Here is a 25311-nt window from a genome sequence, read left to right on the forward strand (position 1 = left end):
CGGTTGTCTTTCAACAAACCCCGTTCCTCACTGTTCGTGGGGTGTGGGTGGTGTGTTGGATAATGGTATAGAGTTGTTAGTTTTGGCAGCCACTGTGTGTGGTGGTTGTTCGTGTGACTCGCCCTGCCCCCTTTTTTGGTGGGGGTGTGTGGTGGTTAGAGTTACGGCGGTCATAGCGTGGGGGAAACGCCCGGTCCCATACCGAACCCGGAAGCTAAGACCCATTGCGCCGATGGTACTGCATGCGGAAGCGTGTGGGAGAGTAGGTCACCGCCGGACACCCTTTGAAGACAAGAGCCCCGTGAGGCGATCGATGGCGATCGCTTCCGGGGCTCTTGTCGTGTCGTGGGGCGGCCTCAGCCCCGGCGGTGACGCGGATGCCCCGGGCGTCCGAGGCTCCGCCGTCCACGCCTGTCCGGAGGCGTGCCCGGCCTCGGGCTCCTTCGATGAGCCCGACGAGGTCACCGGGTATCCTGGGGAGGCATCCCGCACCGGCTTCGCAAGGAGAGCACCAGAGTTATGCCCGCAGAGTCTTCTCGAGACCGCCGTTCCGCCGCACGGCGCCCCGACGATCGTCGTCCGTCCGGCGGCGATCGCGGCACCGGCCACGACGGCCAACGACGTGCGGGGGAACGACGCACCGAGCAGCGCGGCGACCACCGTCGTTCCGATCGACCGGATCGTCCCCGGTCGCCGGAGATCGACGAGGACGTCTCCGGCAAGGAGCTGGACAAGGAGGCCGCCGGGCAGCTCGGCACGCTCAACGGAGAGAACCGCAAGTGGGTCTCCAAGCATCTGGTGATGGCCGGCCGGCTCGTCGACGTCGACCCGGCCCTGGCGCTGGAGCACGCCCTGGCGGCCTCCCGCCGGGGCGGTCGTCTGGCCGTGGTGCGGGAGGCGGTCGGGCTGTGCGCCTATGCGGCCGAGGACTTCGCCGAGGCGCTGCGCGAGCTGCGCACCTATCGCCGGATCAGCGGAGACCAGACGCATCTGCCGGTGCAGGCCGACTGCGAACGCGGGCTCGGCCGTCCGCAGAAGGCCGTCGAACTGGGGGAGTCCGCCGAGGCTCGTCAACTCTCCGGCGCGGTCCGTGCCGAGCTGGCGATCGTGGTTGCCGGCGCCCATCAGGATCTCGGCGACCACGCTTCGGCGGCCCGCGCGCTGGAGGTCCCCGAGCTGCGCAAGGACCGCGCCTTCAGCTTCTCGCCCCGACTGTTCACCGCCTATGGCGAGGTGCTGGAGAGTCTCGGCCGCACTGAGGAGTCCTCCCAGTGGCACGAGCGGGCGTTCGTCGCCGAGCGCGCTCTCGGATCCGGCGCCTTCGCCGACCCGGAGATCATGGATTTCGACGACACTCCGGCCGAGGTGCCCAAGGTCAAGGACCTGCTGGACGGGTCGCGCGCCGAGCGTCCCGCGGCGGGCGAGCCGCAGGCTGGACAGGAGCCGCCGACAGCGGAGGAGCAGGCATGAGCCCGGCGCTGATCGATGCGCACGACGGGGTGCTCTTCGATCTCGACGGCGTCCTCTATGCCGGCGATGCGGCCGTCCCGGGCGCAGTCGAGGCGCTGGCGGAGCTGCGTGAGCGGGAGATCCCGTACGCATTCATCACCAACAACGCCTCGCGGTCCCCGGAGACAATCGCCGAACACCTGACTGCCTTGGGCATGACGGCCTCCGCCGAGCAGGTCTTCGGCTCCGCCGACGCCGGCGTGGCGCTGATGTCCGCCGAGATCCCGCAGGGCGCGACAGTGCTGGTGACCGGCAGCGACTTCCTGCGCACCCGTGTCGCCGAGGCCGGCTTCACCGTCGCCGCGGACGCAGAGGACCGACCGGCCGCCGTGCTGCAGGGCTTCAGCCCGGAGCTCGGGTGGAGCGATCTCGCCGAGGCGGCCTACGCCGTCGCCGCCGGCGCACGTTGGTTCGCCACGAACCTGGACCTGACGATCCCCCGGGGGCGCGGGATCGCTCCCGGCAACGGGGCGCTCGTCGAGGCGGTCTCGCGGGCCACCGGAGCCCTCCCCGCCGCCGCCGGCAAGCCGGAGCCGGTGCTGTTCACCCGCGCGGTCTCCGCGCTGGGCCTGAAGCGGCCGCTGATGATCGGCGACCGGCTCGACACCGACATCCTGGGCGCACGGCGCGCCGGGTGCACCGCCGCGCTGGTGCTCACCGGCATCGACTCCGCCGAGACGGCGGCCGCAGCCGACGACGAGCAGCGGCCGCATCTCATCCTCGAGACGCTGGCCGGCCTCTTCGCGGTCGAACCGGCGGGGAGCCGCGCATGAGCGGCGAGGAGCAGCCGATGCCGAGCGAGGCGTCCACCGGCCAGGTCGCGGCAGAGCTGGATCTCGAGGAGCTGGAGGCCGAGATCGACCGGGCCGAGGAGCTGCACGGCGAGCTGAGCCGGCGGCTGGACGCCGCCGGCCGGGACTGAGCGCGATGGGCTCGCGCCGTCTGGACCGCGCCCTGGTCGAGGAGCATCTGGTCGCCAGCCGCTCGCGCGCCGCTCAGCTCGTCGCCGAGGGCCTCGTCCGCGTCGACGGGCGCACTGTCCGCAAGGCCGCCGCCAAGGTCGCCGAGGCCGCGCGCCTCGAGGTCGAGGACGACCCCTGGGTCAGTCGTGCCGCGCATAAGCTGCTCGGCGCGCTGACCGCCTGCCCCGCGGTCGACCCGCGCGGCAGACGCTGCCTCGACGCCGGCGCCTCCACGGGCGGCTTCACCCAGGTGCTGCTCGCCCGCGAGGCGTCCGCAGTCGTGGCCGTCGACGTCGGCCACGATCAGCTCGCCGCCGCGCTGCGCGAGAACCCTCGGGTGACCTCCGTCGAAGGACTGAACCTCCGACACCTGGAGCCCGGCGAGCTCGGCGAGCCCTTCGAACTGATCGTCGCCGACCTGTCCTTCATCTCGCTGCGGCTGATCGTGCCGGCGCTGGCGGCCCAGGCCGCCGCCGGCGCGGAGCTGCTGCTGATGGTCAAGCCGCAGTTCGAAGTCGGCCGCGAGCGGCTGGCGCGCACCGGGGTCGTCAGCAGCCCGCAGCTGCGCCGCGAGGCCGTCGCCGGCGTCGCCGCCGCCTGCGAGGAGGCCGGCCTGCGACTGGTCTCGGCGCATCGTTCCCCGCTGCCCGGACAGGACGGCAACCTGGAGTTCTTCCTCCGTCTGCGCGCGCCCGGTCGATCCCACGACGGCGCGGCCGCGGACATCGCCGACACCGAGTCCGCGGGGGCGGATAGGCTGGAACGGATCGACCACATCGACTACCGGGACTGATCCCGCGGCTCGCGGGCGTCGACCACGCAGGAGGTGCCATGTCCCAGGCCGAGAGCAGCCGTGCGGTGCTCGTGCTGGCCCACACCGGCCGCCGGGACGCCGTCGACGCCGCCGTCTCCGTCGTCGAGCGGCTGCACGCCGCCGGTCTGACCCCGGCGCTGCTCGCCCGCGACGTCGACCGGCTGCAGGTCCTCGTCGGCGAGCGGCTGAACCGCGTGCCGCTGGCCGTCGTCGGCCGCGACATCACTCTGGCGCAGTGCGAGGTCGGCATGGTCCTCGGCGGCGACGGGTCGATCCTGCGCGCCGCCGAGCTCGTCCGCGGCGCCGATCTGCCCCTGATGGGCGTGAACCTCGGGCACATCGGCTTCCTCGCCGAGTCCGAGCGCACTGAGCTCGACGCCTCCGTGCAGTGGGTGGTCGACCACGACTACACCGTCGAGCGGCGCATGGCGATCGACGTCCGGATCTGGCGCGAGGGCGAGCAGGTCGCCAGTTCCTGGGCGCTGAACGAGGCCAGCATCGAGAAGAAGTCCCGCGAGCGGATGATCGACCTGGTCGTCGACATCGACGGCAGCCCGGTCTCGGCCTTCGGCTGCGACGGCGTGGTCATGGCGACTCCGACCGGTTCGACCGCCTACGCCTTCTCCGCCGGCGGGCCGGTCGTCTGGCCCGAGGTCCAGGCGCTGGTGATGGTGCCGATCTCCGCCCATGCGCTCTTCGCCCGGCCGCTGGTCGTCGATCCCGATTCGGTGATGGCCGTGGAGATCCTCCAGCACGAGGACGAGGAGGCGGTGCTCTGGTGCGACGGCCGCCGGTCGGTCGACCTGCCGGCCGGCTCCCGCGTGGAGGTCACCCGCTCGGCCGAGCCGGTGCGCCTGGCCCGGGTGAACCAGACGCCCTTCTCCGAGCGGCTCGTCGACAAGTTCAACCTGCCCACCAGCGGCTGGCGCGGTCCCGTGGCGTCGGAGGTCCGCCCGGAGGACGACGGGGTCGCCGGCACACGGACAGACGACCCCACCAGTCATCCGATCGGCGCCGAGATGGCCACCGAGCGCGGCACGCTGCGCCACGACGCGGCACAGAAGGAGGACGGTCAGTGATCGAGCACGTCACCATCAGCGATCTGGGCGTCATCGAGCGCGCCGAGCTCGAGCTCCATCCCGGCTTCAACGTCGTCACCGGCGAGACCGGCGCGGGCAAGACGATGGTCGTCACCGCCCTGGGTCTGCTGCTGGGCGCCCGGGCGGAGGCCTCGGCAGTGCGCAGCGGGGCGGCCAAGGCCGCCGTCGACGCCGAGGTGGCCACCGATTCGACCCACCGCTCGGTCCGTCTGGCCCGCGAGGCCGGGGCCTGGCTCGACGACGACGGCGCGGCCGAGGCCGCGGCCGACGGCACAGGGGACGACGGCGACGCCGCGACACGGACCGAGACCTCGCTGCTGCTCGGCCGGGCCGTCAGCGCGAAGGGGCGCAGCCGGGCGACGGTCAGCGGCCGCGGCGTGCCGGTCTCGCTGCTCGGCGAGATCGGCTCCTCGCTGGTCACCGTCCACGGCCAGACCGACCAGCTGCGGCTGAAGTCCCCGGCCGCCCAGCGCCGGGCGCTGGACGCCTACGCCGGCGAGGAGTTCGCCGGGCTGGCCGAGGCCTACCGTCGGCGGCACCGCAGCTGGCTGGACCAGCGGGCCGAGCTGGAGGAGATCACCGCGAATGAACGGCAGCGCCGGCTGGAGGCCGAGCAGCTGCAGCAGGCGTTGGAGCGCATCGACGAGGTCGCCCCGCAATCCGGCGAGGACGAGGAACTCAAGGCCGAGGCGATGACCCTGGAGAACGTCGAGGAGCTGCGCGAGGCCGCCCGGGTCGCGCAGACCGCGCTGTCGGGCCCGGACGCCGCCGAATCCGTCGGCGACGAGCCCAATGCGGTCGCGCTGGTCGAGACGGCGGCGCAGGCCCTGGCCGCCGTCGCCGACCAGGACCGGGAGCTGGCCTCCGTCCACGAGCAGATCGGCTCGGTCTCCTCGCTGCTCAACGACGCCGCCTCGCAGCTGGGCGTCCACGCCGCCAGCCTCGACGAGTCGGGGCCGGAACGGCTGGCCGAGGTCCACCAGCGTCGCGCCGAGCTGGACCGGCTGACCCGACTCTACGGCCCCGACGTCGACGCGGTGCTCGCCTGGGCCGGGGAGTCCCGAGCCCGGCTGGCGGTGCTGCACTCCGACGCCGACCGCATCGAGGAGCTGCAGGCGCGGATCACGGAGGAGGAGGCCGCGCTGCGCGAGCAGGCCGCCGAACTGCGCGCCCGCCGCGCCGAGGCCGGGGAGCGGCTCTCGGCCGCCGTCGGCGAGGAGCTGGCGGCTCTGGCGATGCCGCAGGCGCGGCTCGTCGTCGACGTCTCCGAGACCGAGGAACTGGGTCCGCACGGCGCCGACTCGGTGTCGATGCTGCTGGCCCCGCATGCCGGCGCGGACCCGCTGCCGTTGGGCAAGGGAGCCTCCGGCGGCGAGCTCTCCCGGGTGATGCTGGCCCTGGAGGTCGTCCTCTCCGCCCACGACTCGGCCGGGACCTTCATCTTCGACGAGGTCGACGCCGGCGTCGGCGGCAAGGCCGCAGTGCAGATCGGCCGGCGGCTGGCCATGCTGGCCGAGCATGTGCAGGTCATCGTGGTCACCCATCTGCCGCAGGTCGCCGCGCACGCCCAGCGTCACATCCGCGTGTTCAAATCCTCGGCGGAGACCGACGGCGACGCCGGAGCCTTCACCGCCAGCGACGTGCACGCCCTCGACGACGGGGAGCGGGTGGCCGAGCTGGCCCGCATGCTCGCCGGCCAGGAGGACTCCGATTCCGCCCGGGCGCACGCTCAGGAGCTGCTGGAAAGCGCCGGACAGCCGGTCTCCCGCTGACGCGGACGCTCCCGACTATTCCCGGGTGCTGCGGCCTGATACGATCGAACTCCGTGGCGCAGCGAACAAGTTCCCGGAATCAGACCAGTCCCGACCAGACCCGCCAGATCTTCGTGACCGGGGGTGTGGTCTCCTCCCTCGGCAAGGGTCTGACCGCCTCCTCGTTGGGGCATCTGCTCCGCGCACGGGGCCTCTCGGTGGTCATGCAGAAGCTCGATCCCTACCTGAACGTGGATCCGGGCACGATGAACCCCTTCCAGCACGGCGAGGTCTTCGTCACCGAGGACGGTGCTGAGACCGACCTCGACATCGGCCACTACGAGCGCTTCCTCGACGAGAACCTCGACGGCCTGAACAACGTGACCACCGGGCAGATCTACTCCTCAGTGATCGAGCGCGAACGGCGCGGCGACTACCTCGGCGACACCGTCCAGGTCATCCCGCACATCACCGACGAGATCAAGCGCCGCATGCGGCTGCCGGCCGAGCCGGCGGACGGCCGCGAGGCGCCCGATGTGATCATCACCGAGATCGGCGGCACCGTCGGCGACATCGAATCGCAGCCGTTCCTCGAAGCCGCCCGCCAGATCCGCCAGGACATCGGCCGGGAGAACGCCTACTTCCTGCACGTCTCGCTGGTGCCCTACATCGGTCCCAGCCAGGAGCTGAAGACCAAGCCGACCCAGCACTCGGTGGCGGCGCTGCGCTCGCTGGGCATCCAGCCCGACGGCATCGTGCTGCGCTCGGCGCGCGAGCTGCCGCAGGACGTGCGCGGCAAGATCTCGCGGATGTGCGACGTCGACGAGGACGCGGTGATCAACTGCCCCGACGCGCCGAGCATCTACGACATCCCGCGCATCCTGCACAAGCAGGGCATCGACGCCTACGTGGTGCAGAAGATCGGCCTGAAGTTCCAGGACGTCGACTGGTCGACGTGGAACGATCTGCTCGAGGTCGTCCACCATCCCGACCATGAGGTCGAAGTGGCCCTGGTCGGCAAGTACATCGACCTGCCCGACGCCTACCTCTCGGTCACCGAGGCGCTGCGCGCCGGCGGCTTCGCCCACCGGGCGAAGACCAAGATCCGCTGGGTGGCCTCGGACCTCTGCGCCTCCGAGGAGGGCGCGGCCAAGGCGCTGGCCGGCGTCGACGCGATCTGCGTGCCCGGCGGCTTCGGCATCCGCGGCCTGGACGGCAAGATCGGCGCGCTGCGCCACGCCCGTGAGCACGGCATCCCGACGCTGGGCCTCTGCCTGGGGCTGCAGACCATGGTCATGGAGTACGCCCGCCACGTGGTGGGACTGCCCGAGGCCAGCTCCACCGAGTTCGACCCGGACACCGGCTACCCGGTCATCGCCACGATGGCCGAGCAGGAGGACATCGTCGCCGGGGACGGCGACCTGGGCGGCACCATGCGGCTGGGCTCCTACGAGGCGGTGCTCGCCGAGGACTCGGTCGTCGCGCAGGCCTACGGCGCCACCCAGGTCACCGAGCGCCACAGGCACCGCTACGAGGTGAACAACGCCTACCGCGAGCAGCTGACCGACGCCGGCCTCGTCGTCTCCGGCACCTCGCCGGACGGTCAGCTCGTCGAGTTCGTCGAGCTGCCGGCCGACCAGCACCCCTACTATGTCGCCACCCAGGCCCACCCGGAGCTGAAGTCGCGGCCGACCGACGCCCACCCGCTCTTCGCCGGACTGATCGGCGCGGGCCTGGCCCGGCGCGGCTGAGCTCGGCGGCGCCCATGGTCGATGCGTCGACGGCCGAGGCCCCGGCAGCCGACGGCGCCGCCGGGGGCTCCTCCGCGCAGGAGGAGTCCCGCCGGCGCCGTCGTCGGCTGGAGCAGGTCCCCGAGACGCCGATCGGCCGGCAGATCGGCGAATATCTCACCCATCTGCGGATCGAGCGCGGCTCCTCGGCCAACACGCTGGCCTCCTACCGGCGTGATCTCACCCGCTACGGTGCCCACCTGCTCGACGCCGGCGTCGAGGACCCGGCCGCGATCGACGAGGGACTGGTGGCCTCCTTCGTCCAGGCGCTGAACACCGGCGACGACGGCGGCTCGCCGATGGCGCAGTCCTCCATCGCCCGCACGCTGGCCGCCGTCCGCGGCCTGCACCGCTGGTGGGCGCTGGAGGGCCACACCGAAGACGATCCCGCTCGGCACGTCAGCGCGCCCAAGCCGCGCCAGTCGCTGCCCAAGGCGCTGACCGTCGAGCAGGTCCGGCGCCTGCTGGAGGCGCCGAACCCTGCCACGCCGCTGGGCCTGCGGGACCGGGCGCTGCTGGAGTTCCTCTATGCCACCGGTGCGCGGATCAGCGAGGCGGTCAGCCTCGACGTCGACGACCTGCACGAGGTCCGCGCCACAGCCGGTGCGGAGATCTCCGGCGGCGGCGTGGCCGACGGTCCGGACGGCGGCGCGGGCGAGCGGCCGGGAGCGTCCGACGGGCTGATCGTCGTCCGGGTGACGGGCAAGGGCGACAAGCAGCGCGTGGTCCCGGTGGGGACCTTCGCCCAGCGGGCGGTCGGCGACTACCTCTCGGCCGGGCGGCCGGCCCTGGTCGAGGCGACCGCCCGGCGGCGCAGCTCCTCGGCGTCCTCGCCCGCGGGATCGCCGGCGCTGTTCCTCAACGCCCGCGGCGGGCGACTCTCCCGCCAGTCGGCCTGGACGATCCTGCAGCGTCACGCCGCCGTCGCGGAGATCGACGGCGAGATCTCGCCGCACACGCTGCGCCACTCCTGCGCGACGCATATGCTCTCCGGCGGCGCCGGGATCCGGCTGGTCCAGGAGATGCTCGGCCACGCTTCGGTGACCACCACGCAGATCTATACGAAGGTCACCGCCGAGTCCCTGCAGGAGAGCTACCTGGCCGCCCACCCGCGGGCGCGCTGAGCACGCGCCGCGGGCCCTCGGGCCCGCGGTCCCGACCGGCCGCGCCGTCGGCGGAGCCGCCTCAGGCCGCGCGGCGGCCGGCGCGCCAGACCGCATGGGTCAGCGGCATCCCGGGGCGATAAGCCAGATGGATCGCCGCCGGAGCGTCGAGGACGTGCAGGTCGGCGCGCTTGCCGACCTCGAGGGAGCCGACTTCATCGTCGACGCGCAGCGCCCGGGCGCCGCCGACGGTCGCCGCGCGGACCGCCTCGTGCAGGCTCAGCCCCATCTGCAGCACCGCAGTGGAGACGCAGAAGGACATCGCCGTCGTGTAGCTGGTCCCCGGGTTGCAGTTCGAGGCCAGCGCGACCTCGACGCCCGCGTCGAGAAGCCGGCGCGCCGGGGCCAGCGGCTGCCGGGTGGACAGGTCGCAGGCAGGCAGGCAGGTGGCCACCGTGCCCGGGCCCTCGCCCTCCCAGCTGCCGGCCAGTGCCTCGACGTCGGCGTCGTCGAGGTGGTTGACGTGGTCGACGCTTGCCGCGCCGAGCTCCACCGCCAGCCGCACGCCGGGGCCGGGGCCGAGCTGATTGCCGTGGACCCGCAGCCCGAGTCCGGCCGCCGCACAGTCTTGCAGCACCCGGCGGGAGGCCTCGGCGTCGAAGGCCCCGCGCTCGCAGAAGACGTCGGCCCACTGCACATGGGGCCGCACCGCCTCCAGCATCGGGCCGCGGACCTGGTCGAGGTACTCGGCGGCGTCGGCGCCGGGCGGGACCAGATGCGCGCCGAGGAAGGTCACCGCATCGACGGCCTCGGCGGCGATCCGCGCGTGGCGGGCCTCCTCCTCGACGGAGAGCCCGTAGCCGGTCTTGGTCTCCAGGAAGGTCGTGCCCCCGTCGACGGCGTCCTGCACGCGGGAGGCGACGAGGGCGGCCAGCGCGGCGTCGTCGGCGCCGCGGGTGGCCTCCATGGTGACTCCGATGCCGCCGGCGCTGTAGGCCTCGCCGGCCATGCGCGCCTCGAACTCGGCGCCGCGGTCCCCGGCGAAGACCAGATGGGTGTGCGAGTCGACCCAGCCGGGCAGCACGGCCCGGCCGCCCAGGTCGTGGACCGCGTCGGCGGCCGGGGCCTGCTCGGCCGGGCCGACCCAGGCGATGTGTCCGCCCTCGACGACGACTGCGGCCTCGTGCAGCACCCGGTGCTCGGCGTCCTGGGTGGTCAGCTCGGAGATGCCGGTGATCAGCGTCGAACCGGGGCGATCGGCGACCGTGCTGTCGGCGGGATCGGCGGCGGTGCTCTCGGTGCGGGCGGGGGAGGTGTTCGGCAGGGGGTTCATCGCAGCTCCGGGTGGTGGGCGAACAGGGACTGGTACAGCTCGGCCGGGTCGCCGAGACGCTCGTGGACGCCGTCGGCGGCGATGCGCTCGCCGCCGACGGTCACCGCGACGACGTCGGCGGCGGTGGCCGTCATCGGCAGCTGCTCGGGATCCGAGCCGATCGTGCGGACCGAGGAGTCGTCGAGCTCGATCACGTCCTCGGCCGCGGCGGCGGAGATCCCGAGGCTGCGGCGGCCGGCGGCCACGGCCGCGGTGCGCAGCGCCGCAGGGCTGAAGCGGCCGCGGCGTCCGGTGCGCAGCCGCTCGCCGTGCTCCATCGCGCGCATCTCCACCAGCGGGTCCAGGACCACGTGCTGGTCGGAGCCCAGCGCGATAGAGGCTCCGGCGTCGGCGAGCTCGCGGGCCGGTCCGATGCCGTCGCCGAGGTCGGCCTCGGTCGTCGGGCACATCACGACTGTCGAGCCGGTCCGGCCCAGCAGCCCGATGTCGGTCTCGGTGAGATGCGTGGCGTGCACCGCCGAGAGACGCTCGGAGAGCAGGTGATGCGAGTGCAGCAGCGCAGTGGGGCTGAGCCCGTGGGCGGCCTGCACTGCGGCGTTCTCGGCCGGCTGCTCGGAGAGGTGGACGTGCAGCGGCACCTGCGGGCGGTCCGCGGCCCAGTCGGCCAGCTCGGCGAGCTGGCCGGAGTCCACGGCGCGCAGCGAGTGCACCGCCGCGCCCAGCGACACCAGCCCGGAGCCGGCGTCCTCCTCGGCCAGGGCGTCCTCAAGCGACGCCCACCGGGAGGCCCAGGCGGCGACGTCGCCGTCGGCATAGCGGCGCTGGACCTCGCCCAGCGGCAGCGGCCGGCCCTCGGGGGAGAGGCCGCCCTGCAGATAGCAGGTGTCCAGCAGCACCAGGCGGATCCCTGCGGCGCGTGCCGCGCGGGCCAGCGCGCGCTCCATGGCGTGGTCCGGGTAGGCGGCGCCGTCGGGGGCGTGGTGCAGATAGTGGAACTCCCCGACGGCGGTCCAGCCGGCGACGGCCATCTCGGCGTAGACGGCGGTGGCCAGCCGCTCCATGCTCTCCGGGGTCAGCGCGCCGGCGAGCCGGTACATCTGCTCGCGCCAGCGCCAGAAGTCGGCCGGCGCGCCGTCGGCGCCGGCGTGGGTGCGTCCGCGCAGCAGTCGGTGGAAGGCGTGCGAGTGCGCGTTGACGGGGGCCTCGACGGTGAGGGTCACAGCAGCTCCTCCAGGGCGTCGGCCAGGGCGAGGACGCCGGCGGCCGCGTCGTCGTCCTCGACGTGCTCCTCGGGCGCGTGGCTGATGCCGGTCGGGTTGCGCACGTGGATCATGCCGGTGGGCACCCGGGCGGCCAGCACCCCGGCGTCGTGGCCGGCGCCGGTGGCCAGCATCGGGGCCGCGGGGGCGGTGCGGCGGACGGCGCCGGAGAGCGTGGCGGCCAGCTGCGGATCGAAATGCACTGTGCCGCTCAGCGACTCTTCGACGAGCTCGCCGGTGCAGCCCTCGGCGGCGGCGTGGGCGCGGGCGGAGTCGGCGATCTCGGCCACCAGCGCCGCGGTGACCTCGTCCTCGGCGTGCCGGACGTCCATCCACAGATCCACGCGGGAGGCGATGACGTTGGTGCCGCCGGGGATCGGGGAGATCCGCCCGACCGTCGCACGGGCGTCGGGGCGCGCGGCGGCGAGCCGGCGGACGGCCAGCACCGTCTCGGCCGCGGCGACCATCGGATCGGCGCGGTCCTGCATGAGCGTGGTGCCGGCGTGGTTGCCCTGGCCGCGGAAGCTCAGCCGCCAGCGGCCGTGGCCGAGCACAGTGGATCCCACCGCCAGGGCCGGGCCCGGGCCGGCGGGCCCGCGGTGGTCGGGGCCGTCGAGTCCGCGGCCCTGTTCGACGTGCAGCTCGACGAAGCGGCCGATGCGGTCCAGCGCCGCCGGGTCGGGGCCCATCCGTCGCGGGTCGAGGCCGTTGCGCTCGGCCGCCTCGCCCAGCGTGATCCCCTCGGCGTCGGTGAGCGCCAGGGCACGCTCGGGGGCGATGGCCCCGCTGAGCAGCCGCGACCCCAGGCAGGCGACGCCGAAGCGGGAGCCCTCCTCCTCGGGGAAGACGGCCACGGCCAGGGCCCGCTCGCGGTGCAGGGCACCGGCGGCCTCGCGCGCGGCGAGCTGGTCGAGGGCGGCCAGGGCCGAGGCCACGCCGAGCGGGCCGTCGAAGGCGCCGCCGCCGGGCACCGAGTCCAGATGCGATCCGGTGACCACCGCGTCGGAGCGGGAGGCCTCCAGCGAGCCGCCGCGGCGTGCCGCCGGCACGTCCCACCAGGCCCAGAGGACGCCGTTGGCGTCGGTGGTGGTCTCCAGGCCGCGGGCGGCGGCTTCGGCGAGGAACCAGCTGCGCAGCTCGCGCTCGGCGTCGGACCAGACCGGGCGGCTGTAGCCGCCGCGGCGCGGATCGGCGCCGACGTCGGCGATGGCCGCCAGCAGGGAGTTCACCGTCGTCGGGGAGGGGGCGTCGGAGGGCGGGGGGACGGGGGTGTACGTCATGCGATTCCTAGGATCAGAGCGGCCAGCGGCGTGGCGATGAGCAGGGTGAGGATGACCCGTTCGATCCAGATGATGACCATCTGCCAGATCGTCACGGGGATGCGGGTGGCCAGCACCGACGGCACCAGCGCGGAGAAGAAGATGATCGCCGAGACCGAGAGCACGCCGATGACCAGGCGCAGCAGCTCGGACTCGTGGCCGGCGACCATCGTCGCCGGCAGGAACATCTCGGCCACTCCGACGGCGGCGGCGCTCGCGGCCAGGTGCGGATCCGGCAGCTGCACGGCCCAGGTGACCGGCAGGAAGAGATATCCCAGCCAGTCGAAGACCGGCGTGTGCAGCGCCAGGGTCAGCCCGATGAGTCCGACCGACATGATCGAGGGCAGGATCTGCATCGCCATCCGCAGTCCGTCCAGGAAGCTGGACCAGAGGCTGCGCGGCAGCGAGTCCGCCTCGGCCAGCGCCTCGCCGGCGGCCCGCCAGGCGGCCGCCGTCCGCGAGGAGGTGATCCGCTGTTCCGGGCGCGGCTCGACGCCGGGGAGGCAGGCGTCGGCGATGCGGCTGGTCGGCGGGATCCGCACCACGATCGCGGTGACGAGGTAGGTCACCACCAGGGTGAGGAAGAAGTACCAGAGCCACAGGTGCATCAGCTCCAGCGTGCGGGCGACGACGACCATGAAGGTCGCCGAGACTGTGGAGAAGCCGGTGGCGATGATCGCGGCCTCGCGGCCGGTGTAGCGGCCCGAGGCGTAGACCCGGTCGGTGATCAGCAGGCCCAGCGAATAGCTGCCGACGAAGGAGGCCACCGCGTCGATGGCCGAGCGGCCCGGCGTGCGCCACAGCGGGCGCATCACCGGCTGCATCAGCACGCCGAGGTACTCCATGAGGCCGAAGCCGACCAGCAGCGCCAGGAAGATCGCGCCCACCGGCACCAGCAGCCCCACCGGGATGACCAGCGCGTTGTAGAGGAACGGGCCGAGGTCAGGGGCCAGCAGGAACGCCGGTCCGACGCCGAGCACCAGCATGGTGCCGGCGGTCAGTCCCACGATGTTCAGGAACGCGAAGACCGTCCGCACCGGCGAGGCCCGCCACTGCCCGGTCACGAAGGGACGGATCGTGCCGGCCAGGATGATCGCCAGGGCCACGTAGCGCGCGGCCGCGCCCAGGGCCTCCTCCAGCGCGGTCACCAGGTGGTCCAGCGGGATGGTCGTCGTGCCGGCGGCGGTGATCGGCACGAAGAACATGACGAGGCCGATCGCGCTGTAGAGGAAGAACCTCCAGCGGCCGCGAGGGGCTTCGGCGGTCTGCGCCGTCTGCGGGGCGGTGCTGTCCATGGATCCGTCTCCTTCGTCGTCTCCGGACGGGCGGCAGGTCAGTCCTGCCGACGCATCGGCACCCGCACGCCGCGCTCGTCGGCGACCTCGACGGCGCGGTCGTAGCCGGCGTCGACGTGGCGGATGACGCCCATCGCCGGGTCGTTGGTCAGCAGCCGCTCGAGCTTCTCGGCGGCCAGCTCGGTGCCGTCGGCGACGCCGACCTGGCCGGCGTGGATCGAGCGGCCCATGCCCACGCCGCCGCCGTGGTGCAGCGAGACCCAGGTCGCCCCGGAGCTGGTGGAGGTCAGCGCGTTGAGCAGGGGCCAGTCGGCGATCGCGTCGGAGCCGTCGGCCATCGCCTCGGTCTCGCGGTACGGGGAGGCCACCGAGCCGGAGTCCAGGTGGTCGCGGCCGATGACGATCGGCGCGGAGACCTTGCCCTCGGCGACGAGTCGGTTGAACAGCAGGCCGGCCCGGTGGCGCTCGCCGTAGCCGAGCCAGCAGATGCGCGCCGGCAGGCCCTCGTACTCCACGTGCTCGGCGGCGGCGTCGATCCAGCGGTGCAGGTGCTCGTTCTCCGGGAAGAGCTCCTTGATGGCCTCGTCGGTGACGCGGATGTCCTCCGGATCGCCGGAGAGCGCGACCCAGCGGAACGGTCCGAGGCCCTCGCAGAACAGCGGCCGGATGTAGGCCGGGACGAAGCCGGGGAACTCGAAGGCGCGGGAATAGCCGGCGTGGCGGGCCTCGTCGCGGATCGAGTTGCCGTAGTCGAAGACCTCGGCGCCGGCGTCCTGGAACTCGACCATGGCCTGCACCTGGGCGGCCATGGACTCGCGGGCCTTCTTGGTGAAGGTCTCGGCGTCCTCGGAGGCGGCCTGCGTCCAGTCCTCCATGGTGTGCTCGGCCGGCAGGTAGGACAGCGGGTCGTGCGCCGAGGTCTGGTCGGTGACGACGTCGACGGTCAGCTCGCCGGCGCGGTGCCGGCGCAGCAGCTCGCCGAAGACCTCCGAGGCGTGGCCCACCAGGCCGACGGAGAGGGCCCGGCGCTCGGCCTTGGCGGCGCCGACCTTGGCCAGAGCGGCCTCCAGGTCGGTCTCGACCTCGTCCAGGTAGCGCTTCTCGGCGCGCCGGCGCAGCCGGGTCTCGTCGACGTCGATGATCAGACAGACTCCGCCGTTGAGCGTGACGGCCAGCGGCTGGGCGCCGCCCATGCCGCCGCAGCCGCCGGTCAGCGTCAGCGTGCCGGCCAGAGTGGGCTCGTCGAGCCGGCCGGCCTCGTGCATCGAGCCGGCGACGGCGGCGAAGGTCTCGAAGGTGCCCTGCAGGATGCCCTGGGTGGCGATGTAGATCCAGGAGCCGGCGGTCATCTGGCCGTACATCATCAGCCCTTCGTCCTCCAAGCGGCGGAACTCGGGCCAGTTCGCCCAGTCGCCGACCAGGTTCGAGTTGGCGATGAGCACGCGCGGCGCCCAGCGGTGGGTGCGCAGCACCCCGACCGGCTTGCCGGACTGCACCAGCAGGGTCTCGTCCTCGTCGAGGTCGCGCAGCGTCTCGACGATGGCGTCGTAGGCCTCCCAGCTGCGCGCGGCGCGGCCGGTGCCGCCGTAGACGACGAGGTCCTCGGGGCGCTCGGCGACTTCGGGGTCGAGGTTGTTCATCAGCATGCGCAGCGGGGCCTCGGTCTGCCAGCTGCGGGCGCTGATCTCGGTGCCGCGCGGGGCCTGGACCGTGCGGCTGGGGTCGTGGCGGGTGAAGCCGGTGCTCATGGTGTTCTGCTCCTCCAGTGACAGGTGGGTGGGGCGGTCCGCCGGGGTCAGGCGGCGATCGTGTGTGCCTGCAGGATGTCCTCGGCTTCGGCGGCGACCAGCCGCCCGGTCCGGTCGACGACGTCGGAGGTCATGCGGTAGCTGGGAGCGACCACTGACAATGCGGCGACGATCTGAGGGTCGGAGTCTGCGGTCGCGGGGATCGCGATCGGTGCGGCCACCGCGGTGACGTCGGACTCGACCGCCTGGCCCACGACGGCGTAGCCCTCCTCGCCGACGGCGCCCGAGAGGGCGGCTCCGGCAGCCGATCCGGCGAGCGGGAAGGACCGGCCGACCCAGGAGGCGTGGCGGATCGAATGGGTGCCCTCCTCCATGGCGAGGTAGATGCACTGTTCCTGCTCGGTGCCCTGCAGATGTGGCACCGAGAGGTAGCAGGACTCGCCGGTGGCCTCGACCAGGCGCCGCAGCGGGGTCTCGGCCAGCGAGACCAGCGACTCGCTGCTGAGCGCCTGGGCGCCCAGCTGCACCAGGCGCAGTCCGGGGCGGAAGGAGCCGGCGGGGTCGCGGCGGACGAAGCCGCTCGACTCCAGCGTGCGCAGCAGACGCAGCGCCGTGGAGGAGGACAGATCCGTAGTGCGGGCGGCCTCGGCGAGGTTCGTCCCGCCGGCGTCGCAGACGGCGGCGAGGAGGTCGAGAGCTCGACTGACGGTGCGGGTGGCTGATTCGGCCATCAGTGGGGTCCTTCCGGGAGCGGCGGGCGCTTGCCATATGGCACAAAACACGTTTCACTGATTGAAACGCATACGTCACCAGATGGCAAGAGGCGCAGCCTCGAGCGTCAGAGATCACCGATCCGGTGCCCGGCACGCGGGCGGGAGGAAGAGAGCACCACCATGGCAGACCAGACCCACCACCAGGCAGGGGAGAGCGCCCGGCACGCCCCCGCGACCGTCACCCTCGGTGCGGGGGCGCTGGCCGCCGCCGAGGTCGTCGCGGTCGCGCGGCACGGCGCGCCCGTCGAGCTCGGTGCCGACGCCGTCGAGGCGATGGAGTCCTCCCGCGCGGTCATCGACGCCCTCGCCGAGGACCCGATGCCGCACTACGGCGTGTCCACCGGCTTCGGCGCGCTGGCCACCACGCAGGTGCCGGTGGAGCGGCGCGTGCAGCTGCAGCGCTCGCTGGTGCGCTCGCACGCCGCCTCCTCGGGCGCGCCGATGGCCGTCGAAGTCGTCCGCGGCCTGATGCTCAACCGACTGGCCACGATGGCCACTGGACGCACCGGTGTGCGTCCCGAGGTCGCCCGCCGCTACGCGGCGCTGCTCAACGCCGGGATCACCCCGGTCGTCGGCGAGCACGGGTCGCTGGGCTGCTCCGGAGACCTGGCGCCGCTGTCCCACTGCGCGCTGGCCGTGATGGGCGAGGGCGAGGTCTTCGACGCCGCCGGCCGCCGTCGCGAGGCCGCCGGCGCGCTGGCCGAGGCCGGCATCGAGCCCGTCGAGCTGGTCGAGAAGGAAGGTCTGGCGCTGATCAACGGCACCGACGGGATGCTGGGCATGCTGCTGATGGCGCTGGCGGATCTGGAGCGGCTGGCCCGCACCGCGGACATCGCCGCGGCGCTGAGCATCGAGGCGCTGCACGGCACCGACGCCGTCTTCGCCGAGGACCTGCACCAGCTGCGTCCGCAGCCCGGCCAGGGCGAGTCGGCGGCCAACCTGCGCCGGATGCTGGCCGACTCGGCGCTGATCCAGGACGCCAAGCACAACGGCCACCGCCACACCCGCGTGCAGGACGCCTACTCGATGCGCTGCGCCCCGCAGGTCCACGGCGCGGTGCGCGCGACGATGGCCCATGCGCGCGGGGTCGCCGAGCATGAGCTGGCCTCGGCGGTGGACAACCCCGTCGTCACCGTCGACGGCCGGGTGGAGTCCAACGGCAACTTCCACGGCGCGCCGGTGGGCTACGTGCTGGACTTCCTGGCCGTCGCCGCCGCCGACTGCGCTTCGATGGCCGAACGGCGCACCGACCGGATGCTGGACAAGAACCGCAGCCACGGCCTGCCCCCGTTCCTGGCCGACGACCCGGGCGTGGACTCCGGACATATGATCGCCCAGTACACCCAGGCCGGCATCGTCTCCGAGATGAAGCGGCTCGCCGCCCCGGCCTCGGTGGACTCCATCCCCTCCTCGGCCATGCAGGAGGACCACGTCTCGATGGGCTGGTCGGCCGGGCTGAAGCTGCGCCGAGCGGTCGAGGGCCTGGAGCAGGTGCTGGCGATCGAGCTGCTCACGGCCGCCCGCGGGGTCGACATGCGCGAGCAGATCGAAGGTGTGGGCTCCGGCCGCTCCTCGACCGCGCTGGGCGCGGTGCGCGCCGAGCTGCGCGAGCGGGTCGCCGGCCCGGACACGGACCGCTTCCTGGCCCCGGAGATCGCCGAGGCCGTCGAGCTCGTCCGCTCGGGCGCCATCCTCGCCGCCGCCGAGAAGGGCCTGGACGCCCCGCTGGCCTGAGTCGGCAGACACCGCGACGCCCGGGTGCCGTCGACGTCGTCGGCACCCGGGCGTCGGTGCGCCGCGCACGGGACGCGGCGCCGGGTCAGCGCGCGATCACAGGCTGCGCTCGTCCGGTCCGGAGTAGGCGCTCAGCGGGCGGATCAGCGCATTGTCGGCGCGCTGCTCCATCACGTGGGCCGTCCATCCGGTGATGCGCGAGGCGACGAACAGCGGGGTGAACATCGCGGTGTCGAAGCCCATCAGGTGATAGGTCGGGCCGGCCGGATAGTCGAGGTTGGGCAGGATGCCCTTGGCCTCCTGCATGGCCGCTTCGAGCCCGTCGTAGAGCCCCTCGAGCTCGTGCCGGTCGTAATGGGCGATCATCGCGTCCAGCGCCTGCTTCATCGTCGGCACGCGCGAATCGCCGTTCTTGTAGACGCGGTGGCCGAAGCCCATGACCTTGCGCTTCTCCTCCAGGGCGCGCTCCATCCAGGCCTTCGCCCGGACGGCGGCCTGCTCGCGCGTCTCGGCAGGGTCGACGCCGATCTCCTGGAACGTCTCCATCACCGCCTCGTTCGCCCCGCCGTGCAGCGGTCCCTTCAGCGCCCCGACGGCGGCGGTGAGCGCAGAATGCAGATCGGCCTGGGTGGAGGTCACCACGCGGGCGGTGAAGGTCGAGGCGTTGAAGGAGTGCTCGGCGTAGAGAACCATCGACACCCGGAATGCGTCGACGACCTCCGGGGCGGCCTCCTCGCCGAAGGTCATCCAGAGGAAGTTCTGCGCGTAGTCCAGGTCCTCCCGCGGGCCGACGGCCTCCTGCCCCCTCCGGCGCCGCTGGTCGTAGGCCACCACCGCCGGGAACGCCGCGAAGAGCTCCTGCGCCTTGGTCAGCTCCGCCTCGGGGGAGGAGTCCTCGGCCAGCCGGTGGTTCGCGCCCAGCACGGAGATGCCGGTGCGGGCCACGTCCATCGGGTGCGCGTCCAGCGGCAGCAGGTCGATCGCCTGCCGCACCCGCGGGTCCAGAGCACGGTGGGCGCGCTCGCGCTCGCGGAAGGCGGCGCGCTCGGCGTCGGTGGGCAGCTCGCCGGTCCACAGCAGCTGGGCCACGTCCTCGAACGGCAGCTCGGCGGCCAGCTGCTGGACCGGGTAGCCGCGGTAGAGCAGCGAGTTGGTCTCCGGGTTCACCTTGGAGATCGCCGTGTGGTCGGCGACGACGCCGTCCAGGCCTTTGTGGATCTGCTGCTCGTCGGTCCGCTCGCTCATCGCTGTCCTCCTGTCTCGGGTGCGCCGGGCACCTCGAAGCTGAAGATCCCGGCGTCGAAGGTGCTGTACCCCTGGTAGTCGACGAGGTCATAGAGCCGGGACCGGGTCATCATCTGGTCGACGGCGGCCTGCTGCGTCCCGTCGGCGGCCAGCGTGTCCAGCGTGCGCTCGACGGCGCCCATCGCCGCGCGCAGCGCGGTCACCGGGTAGATGACCATCGCCACGCCGGCGTCGGCGAGCTGCTCGCGGGTGAACAGCTGCGACTTGCCGAACTCGGTCATGTTGGCCAGCACCGGGACGTCCACAGCTTCGCAGACCGCGGAGAATTCGTCGAGGCTCTGCAGCGCCTCCGGGAAGAGGGCGTCGGCGCCGGCGTCGACCAGCGCCCGTGCCCGCTCGACGACGCCGTCGATCCCCGCGACGGCGCGGATGTCGGTGCGCGCCAGGATCAGGAACTCCGCGTCGCGGCGGCCGGCCGCGGCCGCGCGGATCCGCCGGGCGGCGGTCTCGACGTCCACTGTGTCCTTGCCGTCCAGATGCCCGCAGCGCTTGGGATTGACCTGATCCTCGATGTGGCAGCCGGCCAGCCCGGCGTCCTCGAGCTCCTGGACGGTGCGGGCGACGTTCATCGGCTCGCCGAAGCCGGTGTCGGCGTCGACGATCGCCGGCAGGTCGCTCGCCCGGGCGATCTGCCCGGCCCGCTGGGCGACCTCGGTCAGCGTGGTCAGCCCGATGTCGGGCAGGCCCAGCTCGTTGGCCAGCACCGCGCCGGAGATGTAGAGCCCGTCGAAGCCCTTCTCCTGGATCAGCGGCGCGGTCAGCGGGGTGAAGGTTCCGGGGAACTGGCGGGCGGCGCCGGGGACGAGCATCTCGCGCAGCGCCCGGCGCTTCTGCTGCGGCGTGGTGGTGGAGTAGAGCATCTCAGAAGAGTCCCTTCGGGGCGGCGGTCGGGTCGATGACGCCGTCGGCGGCGGCGACGGTCAGCTGGTCGAGCTCTCCGGAGCCCAGCGACTCCAGCCGCTGGACGGCCTCGAGGAAGCGATCGGCCTCGGCATCGTCGATCACGCCGGCGGACAGTGCGCGGAACTTGGCCAGGTACTGTTCGCGGGCGAAGGGCCGGGCGCCCAGCGGATGCGCGTCGGCGACGGCGATCTCGTCGCGGATCACCCGCCCGTCGGTCAGCGTGATCTCCACCGACCCGCCGAAGGCCTTCTCGGCGATGTCGGTCGAGTGGTACCGGCGGGTCCACTCGGGGTCCTCGGCCGTGGTGACCTTCTGCCAGAGCTCGACGGTGTCGGCGCGGCCGGCGCGCTCCGGCGCGTAGGAGTCGACGTGGTGCCAGGCGCCGTCCTGCAGCGCGACGGTGAAGATGTAGGGGATCGAGTGGTCCAGCGTCTCGCGGGAGGCTGTCGGCGAGTACTTCTGCGGGTCCTCCGCGCCGGAACCGATCACGGAGTGGGTGTGGTGGCTGGTCCGGATGAGCACGCTGTCGACGGCGGCTGGATCCGTCGCCTCCGGATGCTCATGGTGCAGCCTCCGGGCGAGGTCGATCCAGGCCTGGGCCTGGTACTCGGCCGAGTGCTCCTTGGTGTAGGTGTCCAGGATCCCGCGCTTGGCCTCGCCGGGGGCGGGCAGCGGGACCTCGTAGCGGGCCTCGGGACCGTCGAGCATCCAGGCGATCACCCCGTCCTCGCCCTCGTAGATCGGCACCGGCGACGTCTGGCCGCGCATCGCCCGGTCCACCGCCTCGACGGCCACCTTCGCCGCGAAGGCCGGCGCATGGGCCTTCCACGTGGAGATCTCGCCCTTGCGGGACTGGCGGGTGGCGGTGGTGGTGTGCAGCGCCTGGCCGATCGCCTGGAAGATCGTCTCATCGTCCAGACCCAGCAGGGTGCCGATTCCGGCGGCCGCCGACGGGCCCAGGTGGGCGACGTGGTCGATCTTGTGCCGGTGCAAGCTGATCGCCTTCACCAGGTCGACCTGGATCTCGTAGCCGGTGGCGAGGCCGCGGATGAGCTCCGGACCGGACCGGCCGGCGTGCTGCGCGACGGCGAGGATCGGCGGGATGTTGTCGCCGGGGTGGGAGTACTCGGCGGCCAGGAAGGTGTCGTGGAAGTCCAGCTCGCGGACGGCGACGCCGTTGGCCCAGGCGGCCCATTCCGGGCCGGCGAGCTGATCGACGCCGAAGACCGTCGCGCCGCTCCCGCCGGAGGGGACCGGGTGGTCCAGCGCCTGGGCCCGGGCCGAGGCCACCGGCGCGCGGGTCAGCGAGGCCGCGGCGACGGCGGCGTTGTCGATGATCCGGTTGATGACCATGTCGGTGACCTGCGGGTCGACGGTCACCGGGTCGGCGGCCACGCGGGCGAGCTTATAGGCGAGCTGCTCCTCCCGCGGGAGGTGCTCGCGGCTGGGGCGGACGGTGACGGGATGGGTGATCATCGGGCGGATCCTTCCAAGGGGGAGGGGGTGTCGGCGGGCGGGGTGTCGGCCTGCCGTCTCAGGGCGTGCTGGATGTGGGCGAGGCTGGCGCGCAGGTGCACCAGCATCGTCGCGGCGGCCAGCTCCTCGTCGCCGGCGGCGACGGCGCGGCAGACGGCCGCGTGCTCGTCGGCGGAGCGGCGCAGCCGCTGCGGGTCGTCGTGGGAGAGCCGCCGGATGCGGGCCAGGTGGGTGCGCAGCGGCTGCATCACCGCCACCAGCCGGGGATTGGCGACCGCGTCGTCGACGGCGGCGTCCATCTCCCCGACCAGGGCGTAGTACTCCTCGGCGTCGGAGGCCGCGCCGTCGACGTCCTCTCCGTCGGCCGCGGGGGCGTCGACGGGGTAGGACCCCTGGCGCTCGGCGGCGCGGAAGCGCGCGGCGAGCTCGGCGAAGACCGTTGGCTCGGCGCGGCGCGCGGCCAGCCGCGCGGCCTGGACGTCCAGCGGGATGCGGACCTCGAAGAGCTGCTCGACGTCGGCGGGGGAGACTGCGCTGACGACGGTGCCGCGTCCGCGCGTCTGGTCGGCCAGCCCTTCGGAGACCAGCCGGGCCAGCGCCTCGCGCAGCGGGGTGCGGGAGACGCCGAGGCGCGCGGCCTGCTCGACCTCGCCGAGGACGGTGCCCGGCGGCAGCAGACCCTCGACGATCTCTCGGCGCAGCGCCTCGTGGGCGCGATCACTGGCTCGCATCTGGCCAGTGTATACAGATTCTCGACCCAGGAGCGAGAGATGCGGAGATTCTCGGAGATATGTATACAAAGTATGGACGGCGCGTGATGCAGGTCATACGATGGCGTCATAGTCGGCCGCCCAGCTCACGAATTCCCGGCGGTCCACGATGCTCCGACCCTCAGGAGGGCGACGATGCCCCAACACCATCCGGCCGGCGGCGACTACCGCGCCGTCCACGACCGCTCGCTGCGCGATCCCGCACACTTCTGGTTGGAGACCGCCGGCCGGGTCGACTGGGAGGAGCCCCCGCGGCAGGCGCTCGACGTCTCGGCGACCCCGCTGCCCCGCTGGTTCCCGGACGGGCGGCTGAACATCACGCGCAGCTGTCTGGACCGGCATGTCGCCGAGGGACGCGGCGAGCAGACGGCCCTGATCCACGACTCGCCGGTCACCGGGACCGTGCGTCGCTTCAGCTACGCCGAGCTCACCGACGAGGTCGCCCGCTGCGCGGGGATGCTCGCCGCCCTCGGCGTGGGCCGCGGCGACCGCGTGGTCCTCTATCTGCCGATGATCCCCGAGGCCCCCGTCGCCATGCTCGCCTGCGCCCGGCTCGGCGCGGTGCACTCGGTGGTCTTCGGGGGTTTCGCCGCGAGCGAGCTGGCCGCGCGCATCGACGACGCCGCGCCGTCGGTGGTGCTCACCGCCTCCGGCGGCATCGAGCCCTCCCGCCGCGTGGAGTACCTGCCCGCCGTCGCCGAGGCGCTGGAGCTGGCCGAGCATCCGGTCGCCGACGTCGTCGCGCTGGAGCGCGAGGGCTTCGCCCACGGCCTCGTCGACGTCGCCGGGTCCGACCGGGTCCGCTGGCACGACTGGACGCGGCTGCTGGCCGGCGCCGAGCCGGCCGAGGCGGTCACCGTCGCCGCCACCGACCCCCTCTACATCCTCCACACCTCGGGCACCACCGGCCGACCCAAGGGCGTGGTCCGTGACCAGGGCGGCACCGCGGTCGCGCTGAGCTGGACGATGGAGGCGATCTTCGACGTCGGGCCCGGCCGGACGATGCTGACCGCCTCCGACGTCGGCTGGGTCGTGGGGCATTCCTACATCGTCTACGGGCCGCTGCTCGCCGGGGCGACCACGGTGCTCTATGAGGGCAAGCCGGTGGGGACCCCCGACGCCGGCGCCTTCTGGCGGATGGTCGACGAGCACCGCGTCACGGCGCTGTTCACCGCGCCCACCGCGCTGCGCGCGATCCGGAAGGCCGATCCGGAGGCCGCGCGCGTGGCCGATCACGACCTCTCCAGTCTGGAGCACCTCTTCGTCGCCGGCGAGCGGCTGGACCCGGAGACGCAGCGGTGGATCGGCGAGGCGCTGGGCGTGCCGGTGATCGACAACTGGTGGCAGACCGAGACCGGCTGGCCGATAGCTGCCAATCCGGTCGGCCTCGAGCCCCAGCCGATCCGGGAGGGCTCGGCGGGGCTGCCCATGGTCGGCTACGACGTCGCGATCCTGAGCCCGACCGGCGAGGAGCTGGCCGCCGGCGAAGAGGGCGAGATCGCGCTGCGGCTGCCGCTGCCGCCCGGCACGCTGCCCACGCTCTGGGGCGACGACCAGCGGTTCGTCGACTCCTACCTCGCCGCCCACGAGGGCTTCTACACCACCGGCGACTCCGGGTTCCTCGACGACGAGGGCCGGCTGTTCGTCATGGGGCGCACCGACGACGTGCTCAGCATCGCCGGACATCGGCTCTCGGCCGGCGCGATCGAGGGTGCGGTGTCCGAGCACCCGGCGGTGGCCGAATGCGCAGTCATCGGGCGGGGCGACGAGCTGAAGGGTCAGCGCGCCGCGGCCTATGTGGTGCTGAAGGCCGGCTGGGAGGACGCCGCGGAGCGGGTCCCCGAGGAGATCGTGGCCCTGGTCCGCCGGCTGATCGGTCCGGTGGCGGCCTTCCGCGACGTCGCCGTGGTGCCCGCGCTGCCGAAGACGCGCTCGGGCAAGATCCTGCGCCGGACGATGCGTCAGCTCGCCGACGGCCGGGAGGCGCCGGTGCCCTCGACGATCGAGGATCCGAGCGTGCTCGACCAGATCGCCGAGCTGCTGCGCGGCGGGGACGGCGACGACGCCGTCGGCGAGGCTGAGGTGCGGCCTTCAAGCTGAGGATGACCCCTGCGGTCTGTCGCGGGGGAACGCTCGGGGTAGTCTGGTCAGGTTGTGCCCGCCGGGCGATCTCAGCGTGGCCGCGGCCCCCGGGCCGGCCGGCCCCGCGCGGTGAAGGGCACGTCCACAGCGCAAGCGACGGCGGCAGGAAAGGCGAGCGAGTCCGTGAGCAATCAGCAGCCCACCGAGCTCTTCACCGTGCACGGGGAGCCGATCATCGGCCCGACCGGGCGGCCCAAGCACGAGTTCCCGGAGCCGCCGCCCCTC

The 25311-nt window shown here is 73.1% G+C and carries 20 protein-coding genes and 1 rRNA gene; 11 read left to right on the forward strand and 10 right to left on the reverse strand.

Going from position 1 to position 25311, the window contains the following annotated elements:
• Positions 1-162: 162 nt before the first annotated feature.
• The 9 genes from rrf to GCL72_RS09500 all read left to right on the forward strand — a co-directional run bounded on the left by rrf (position 163) and on the right by GCL72_RS09500 (position 9050).
• Positions 163-279 (forward strand): 5S ribosomal RNA (gene rrf / locus GCL72_RS09460).
• 240 nt (positions 280-519) lie between these two features.
• On the forward strand, positions 520-1470 hold the full coding sequence (locus GCL72_RS09465; RefSeq protein WP_246161124.1) for a tetratricopeptide repeat protein: 951 nt from the start codon (positions 520-522) through the stop codon (positions 1468-1470).
• Entirely contained in the window at positions 1467-2282 is an 816-nt protein-coding gene (locus GCL72_RS09470; RefSeq protein WP_246161125.1) for an HAD-IIA family hydrolase, read from the forward strand. The genes GCL72_RS09465 and GCL72_RS09470 overlap by 4 nt, the downstream gene beginning before the upstream one ends.
• A complete protein-coding gene (locus GCL72_RS09475) occupies positions 2279-2431 on the forward strand; it encodes a hypothetical protein (protein WP_153144474.1) in 153 nt (50 codons plus the stop codon). The genes GCL72_RS09470 and GCL72_RS09475 overlap by 4 nt, the downstream gene beginning before the upstream one ends.
• 5 nt (positions 2432-2436) lie before the next feature.
• Positions 2437-3264 carry a TlyA family RNA methyltransferase gene (locus GCL72_RS09480; protein WP_153144475.1) on the forward strand — a complete coding sequence of 276 codons (828 nt, stop codon included), beginning with the start codon at positions 2437-2439 and terminating at the stop codon, positions 3262-3264.
• Between the two features lie 38 nt (positions 3265-3302).
• Positions 3303-4364, forward strand: a complete 1062-nt coding sequence (locus GCL72_RS09485; RefSeq protein ID WP_153144476.1) for an NAD kinase — start codon at positions 3303-3305, stop codon at positions 4362-4364.
• Positions 4361-6157, forward strand: a complete 1797-nt coding sequence (recN, locus tag GCL72_RS09490) for a DNA repair protein RecN (protein WP_153144477.1) — start codon at positions 4361-4363, stop codon at positions 6155-6157. Before GCL72_RS09485 ends, recN begins: the two co-directional genes overlap by 4 nt.
• Positions 6158-6192: 35 nt before the next feature.
• Positions 6193-7887 (forward strand): CTP synthase, encoded by a 1695-nt coding sequence (pyrG, locus tag GCL72_RS09495; protein WP_153144478.1) that lies wholly within the window; start codon positions 6193-6195, stop codon positions 7885-7887.
• A gap of 14 nt (positions 7888-7901) precedes the next feature.
• Positions 7902-9050, forward strand: a complete 1149-nt coding sequence (locus GCL72_RS09500) for a site-specific tyrosine recombinase XerD (protein WP_211365022.1) — start codon at positions 7902-7904, stop codon at positions 9048-9050.
• A gap of 61 nt (positions 9051-9111) precedes the next feature.
• Here the strand turns inward: GCL72_RS09500 and hutI are convergent, their stop codons facing one another.
• Genes hutI through GCL72_RS09530 form a run of 6 tightly spaced genes read right to left on the reverse strand, consistent with a single transcriptional unit; the run spans position 9112 to position 16714 of the window.
• Entirely contained in the window at positions 9112-10362 is a 1251-nt protein-coding gene (gene hutI / locus GCL72_RS09505; protein ID WP_246161126.1) for an imidazolonepropionase, read from the reverse strand.
• Positions 10359-11582, reverse strand: coding sequence for a formimidoylglutamate deiminase (locus GCL72_RS09510; RefSeq protein WP_153144479.1), 1224 nt, complete (start codon positions 11580-11582; stop codon positions 10359-10361). The genes hutI and GCL72_RS09510 overlap by 4 nt, the downstream gene beginning before the upstream one ends.
• Complete coding sequence (locus GCL72_RS09515) at positions 11579-12901, reverse strand: allantoate amidohydrolase (RefSeq protein WP_153144480.1); 1323 nt, start codon at positions 12899-12901, stop codon at positions 11579-11581. Before GCL72_RS09515 ends, GCL72_RS09510 begins: the two co-directional genes overlap by 4 nt.
• Positions 12898-14235, reverse strand: coding sequence for a YjiH family protein (locus tag GCL72_RS09520; RefSeq protein WP_153144481.1), 1338 nt, complete (start codon positions 14233-14235; stop codon positions 12898-12900). The genes GCL72_RS09515 and GCL72_RS09520 overlap by 4 nt, the downstream gene beginning before the upstream one ends.
• Positions 14236-14273: 38 nt before the next feature.
• Positions 14274-15983 (reverse strand): urocanate hydratase, encoded by a 1710-nt coding sequence (gene hutU / locus GCL72_RS09525; protein WP_153144482.1) that lies wholly within the window; start codon positions 15981-15983, stop codon positions 14274-14276.
• A 47-nt stretch (positions 15984-16030) separates the two neighbouring features.
• Positions 16031-16714 (reverse strand): IclR family transcriptional regulator, encoded by a 684-nt coding sequence (locus GCL72_RS09530; protein ID WP_153144483.1) that lies wholly within the window; start codon positions 16712-16714, stop codon positions 16031-16033.
• Positions 16715-16876: 162 nt separating this feature from the next.
• Here GCL72_RS09530 and hutH point away from each other — a divergent pair, with 162 nt between their 5' ends.
• Positions 16877-18490, forward strand: coding sequence for a histidine ammonia-lyase (hutH, locus tag GCL72_RS09535; protein WP_153144484.1), 1614 nt, complete (start codon positions 16877-16879; stop codon positions 18488-18490).
• A gap of 96 nt (positions 18491-18586) precedes the next feature.
• On the opposite strand, the gene GCL72_RS09540 is transcribed toward hutH, so the two are convergent.
• Genes GCL72_RS09540 through GCL72_RS09555 form a run of 4 tightly spaced genes read right to left on the reverse strand, consistent with a single transcriptional unit; the run spans position 18587 to position 22905 of the window.
• Positions 18587-19735, reverse strand: a complete 1149-nt coding sequence (locus tag GCL72_RS09540; protein WP_153144485.1) for a bifunctional 2-methylcitrate synthase/citrate synthase — start codon at positions 19733-19735, stop codon at positions 18587-18589.
• Positions 19732-20655, reverse strand: a complete 924-nt coding sequence (gene prpB / locus GCL72_RS09545; RefSeq protein ID WP_153144486.1) for a methylisocitrate lyase — start codon at positions 20653-20655, stop codon at positions 19732-19734. Before prpB ends, GCL72_RS09540 begins: the two co-directional genes overlap by 4 nt.
• 1 nt (position 20656) lies before the next feature.
• A complete protein-coding gene (locus tag GCL72_RS09550; protein WP_153144487.1) occupies positions 20657-22174 on the reverse strand; it encodes an MmgE/PrpD family protein in 1518 nt (505 codons plus the stop codon).
• A complete protein-coding gene (locus tag GCL72_RS09555; protein ID WP_153144488.1) occupies positions 22171-22905 on the reverse strand; it encodes a GntR family transcriptional regulator in 735 nt (244 codons plus the stop codon). The genes GCL72_RS09550 and GCL72_RS09555 overlap by 4 nt, the downstream gene beginning before the upstream one ends.
• 174 nt (positions 22906-23079) lie before the next feature.
• Here GCL72_RS09555 and GCL72_RS09560 point away from each other — a divergent pair, with 174 nt between their 5' ends.
• The gene (locus GCL72_RS09560; RefSeq protein WP_153144489.1) at positions 23080-25044 is read left to right on the forward strand and encodes an AMP-binding protein; all 1965 of its coding nucleotides are present in this window, start codon (positions 23080-23082) and stop codon (positions 25042-25044) included.
• Positions 25045-25311 lie beyond the last annotated feature (267 nt).

Origin of the sequence: Nesterenkonia halophila, from assembly GCF_009467795.1 — a bacterium.
GTDB classification, from domain to species: Bacteria; Actinomycetota; Actinomycetes; order Actinomycetales; family Micrococcaceae; genus Nesterenkonia; species Nesterenkonia halobia.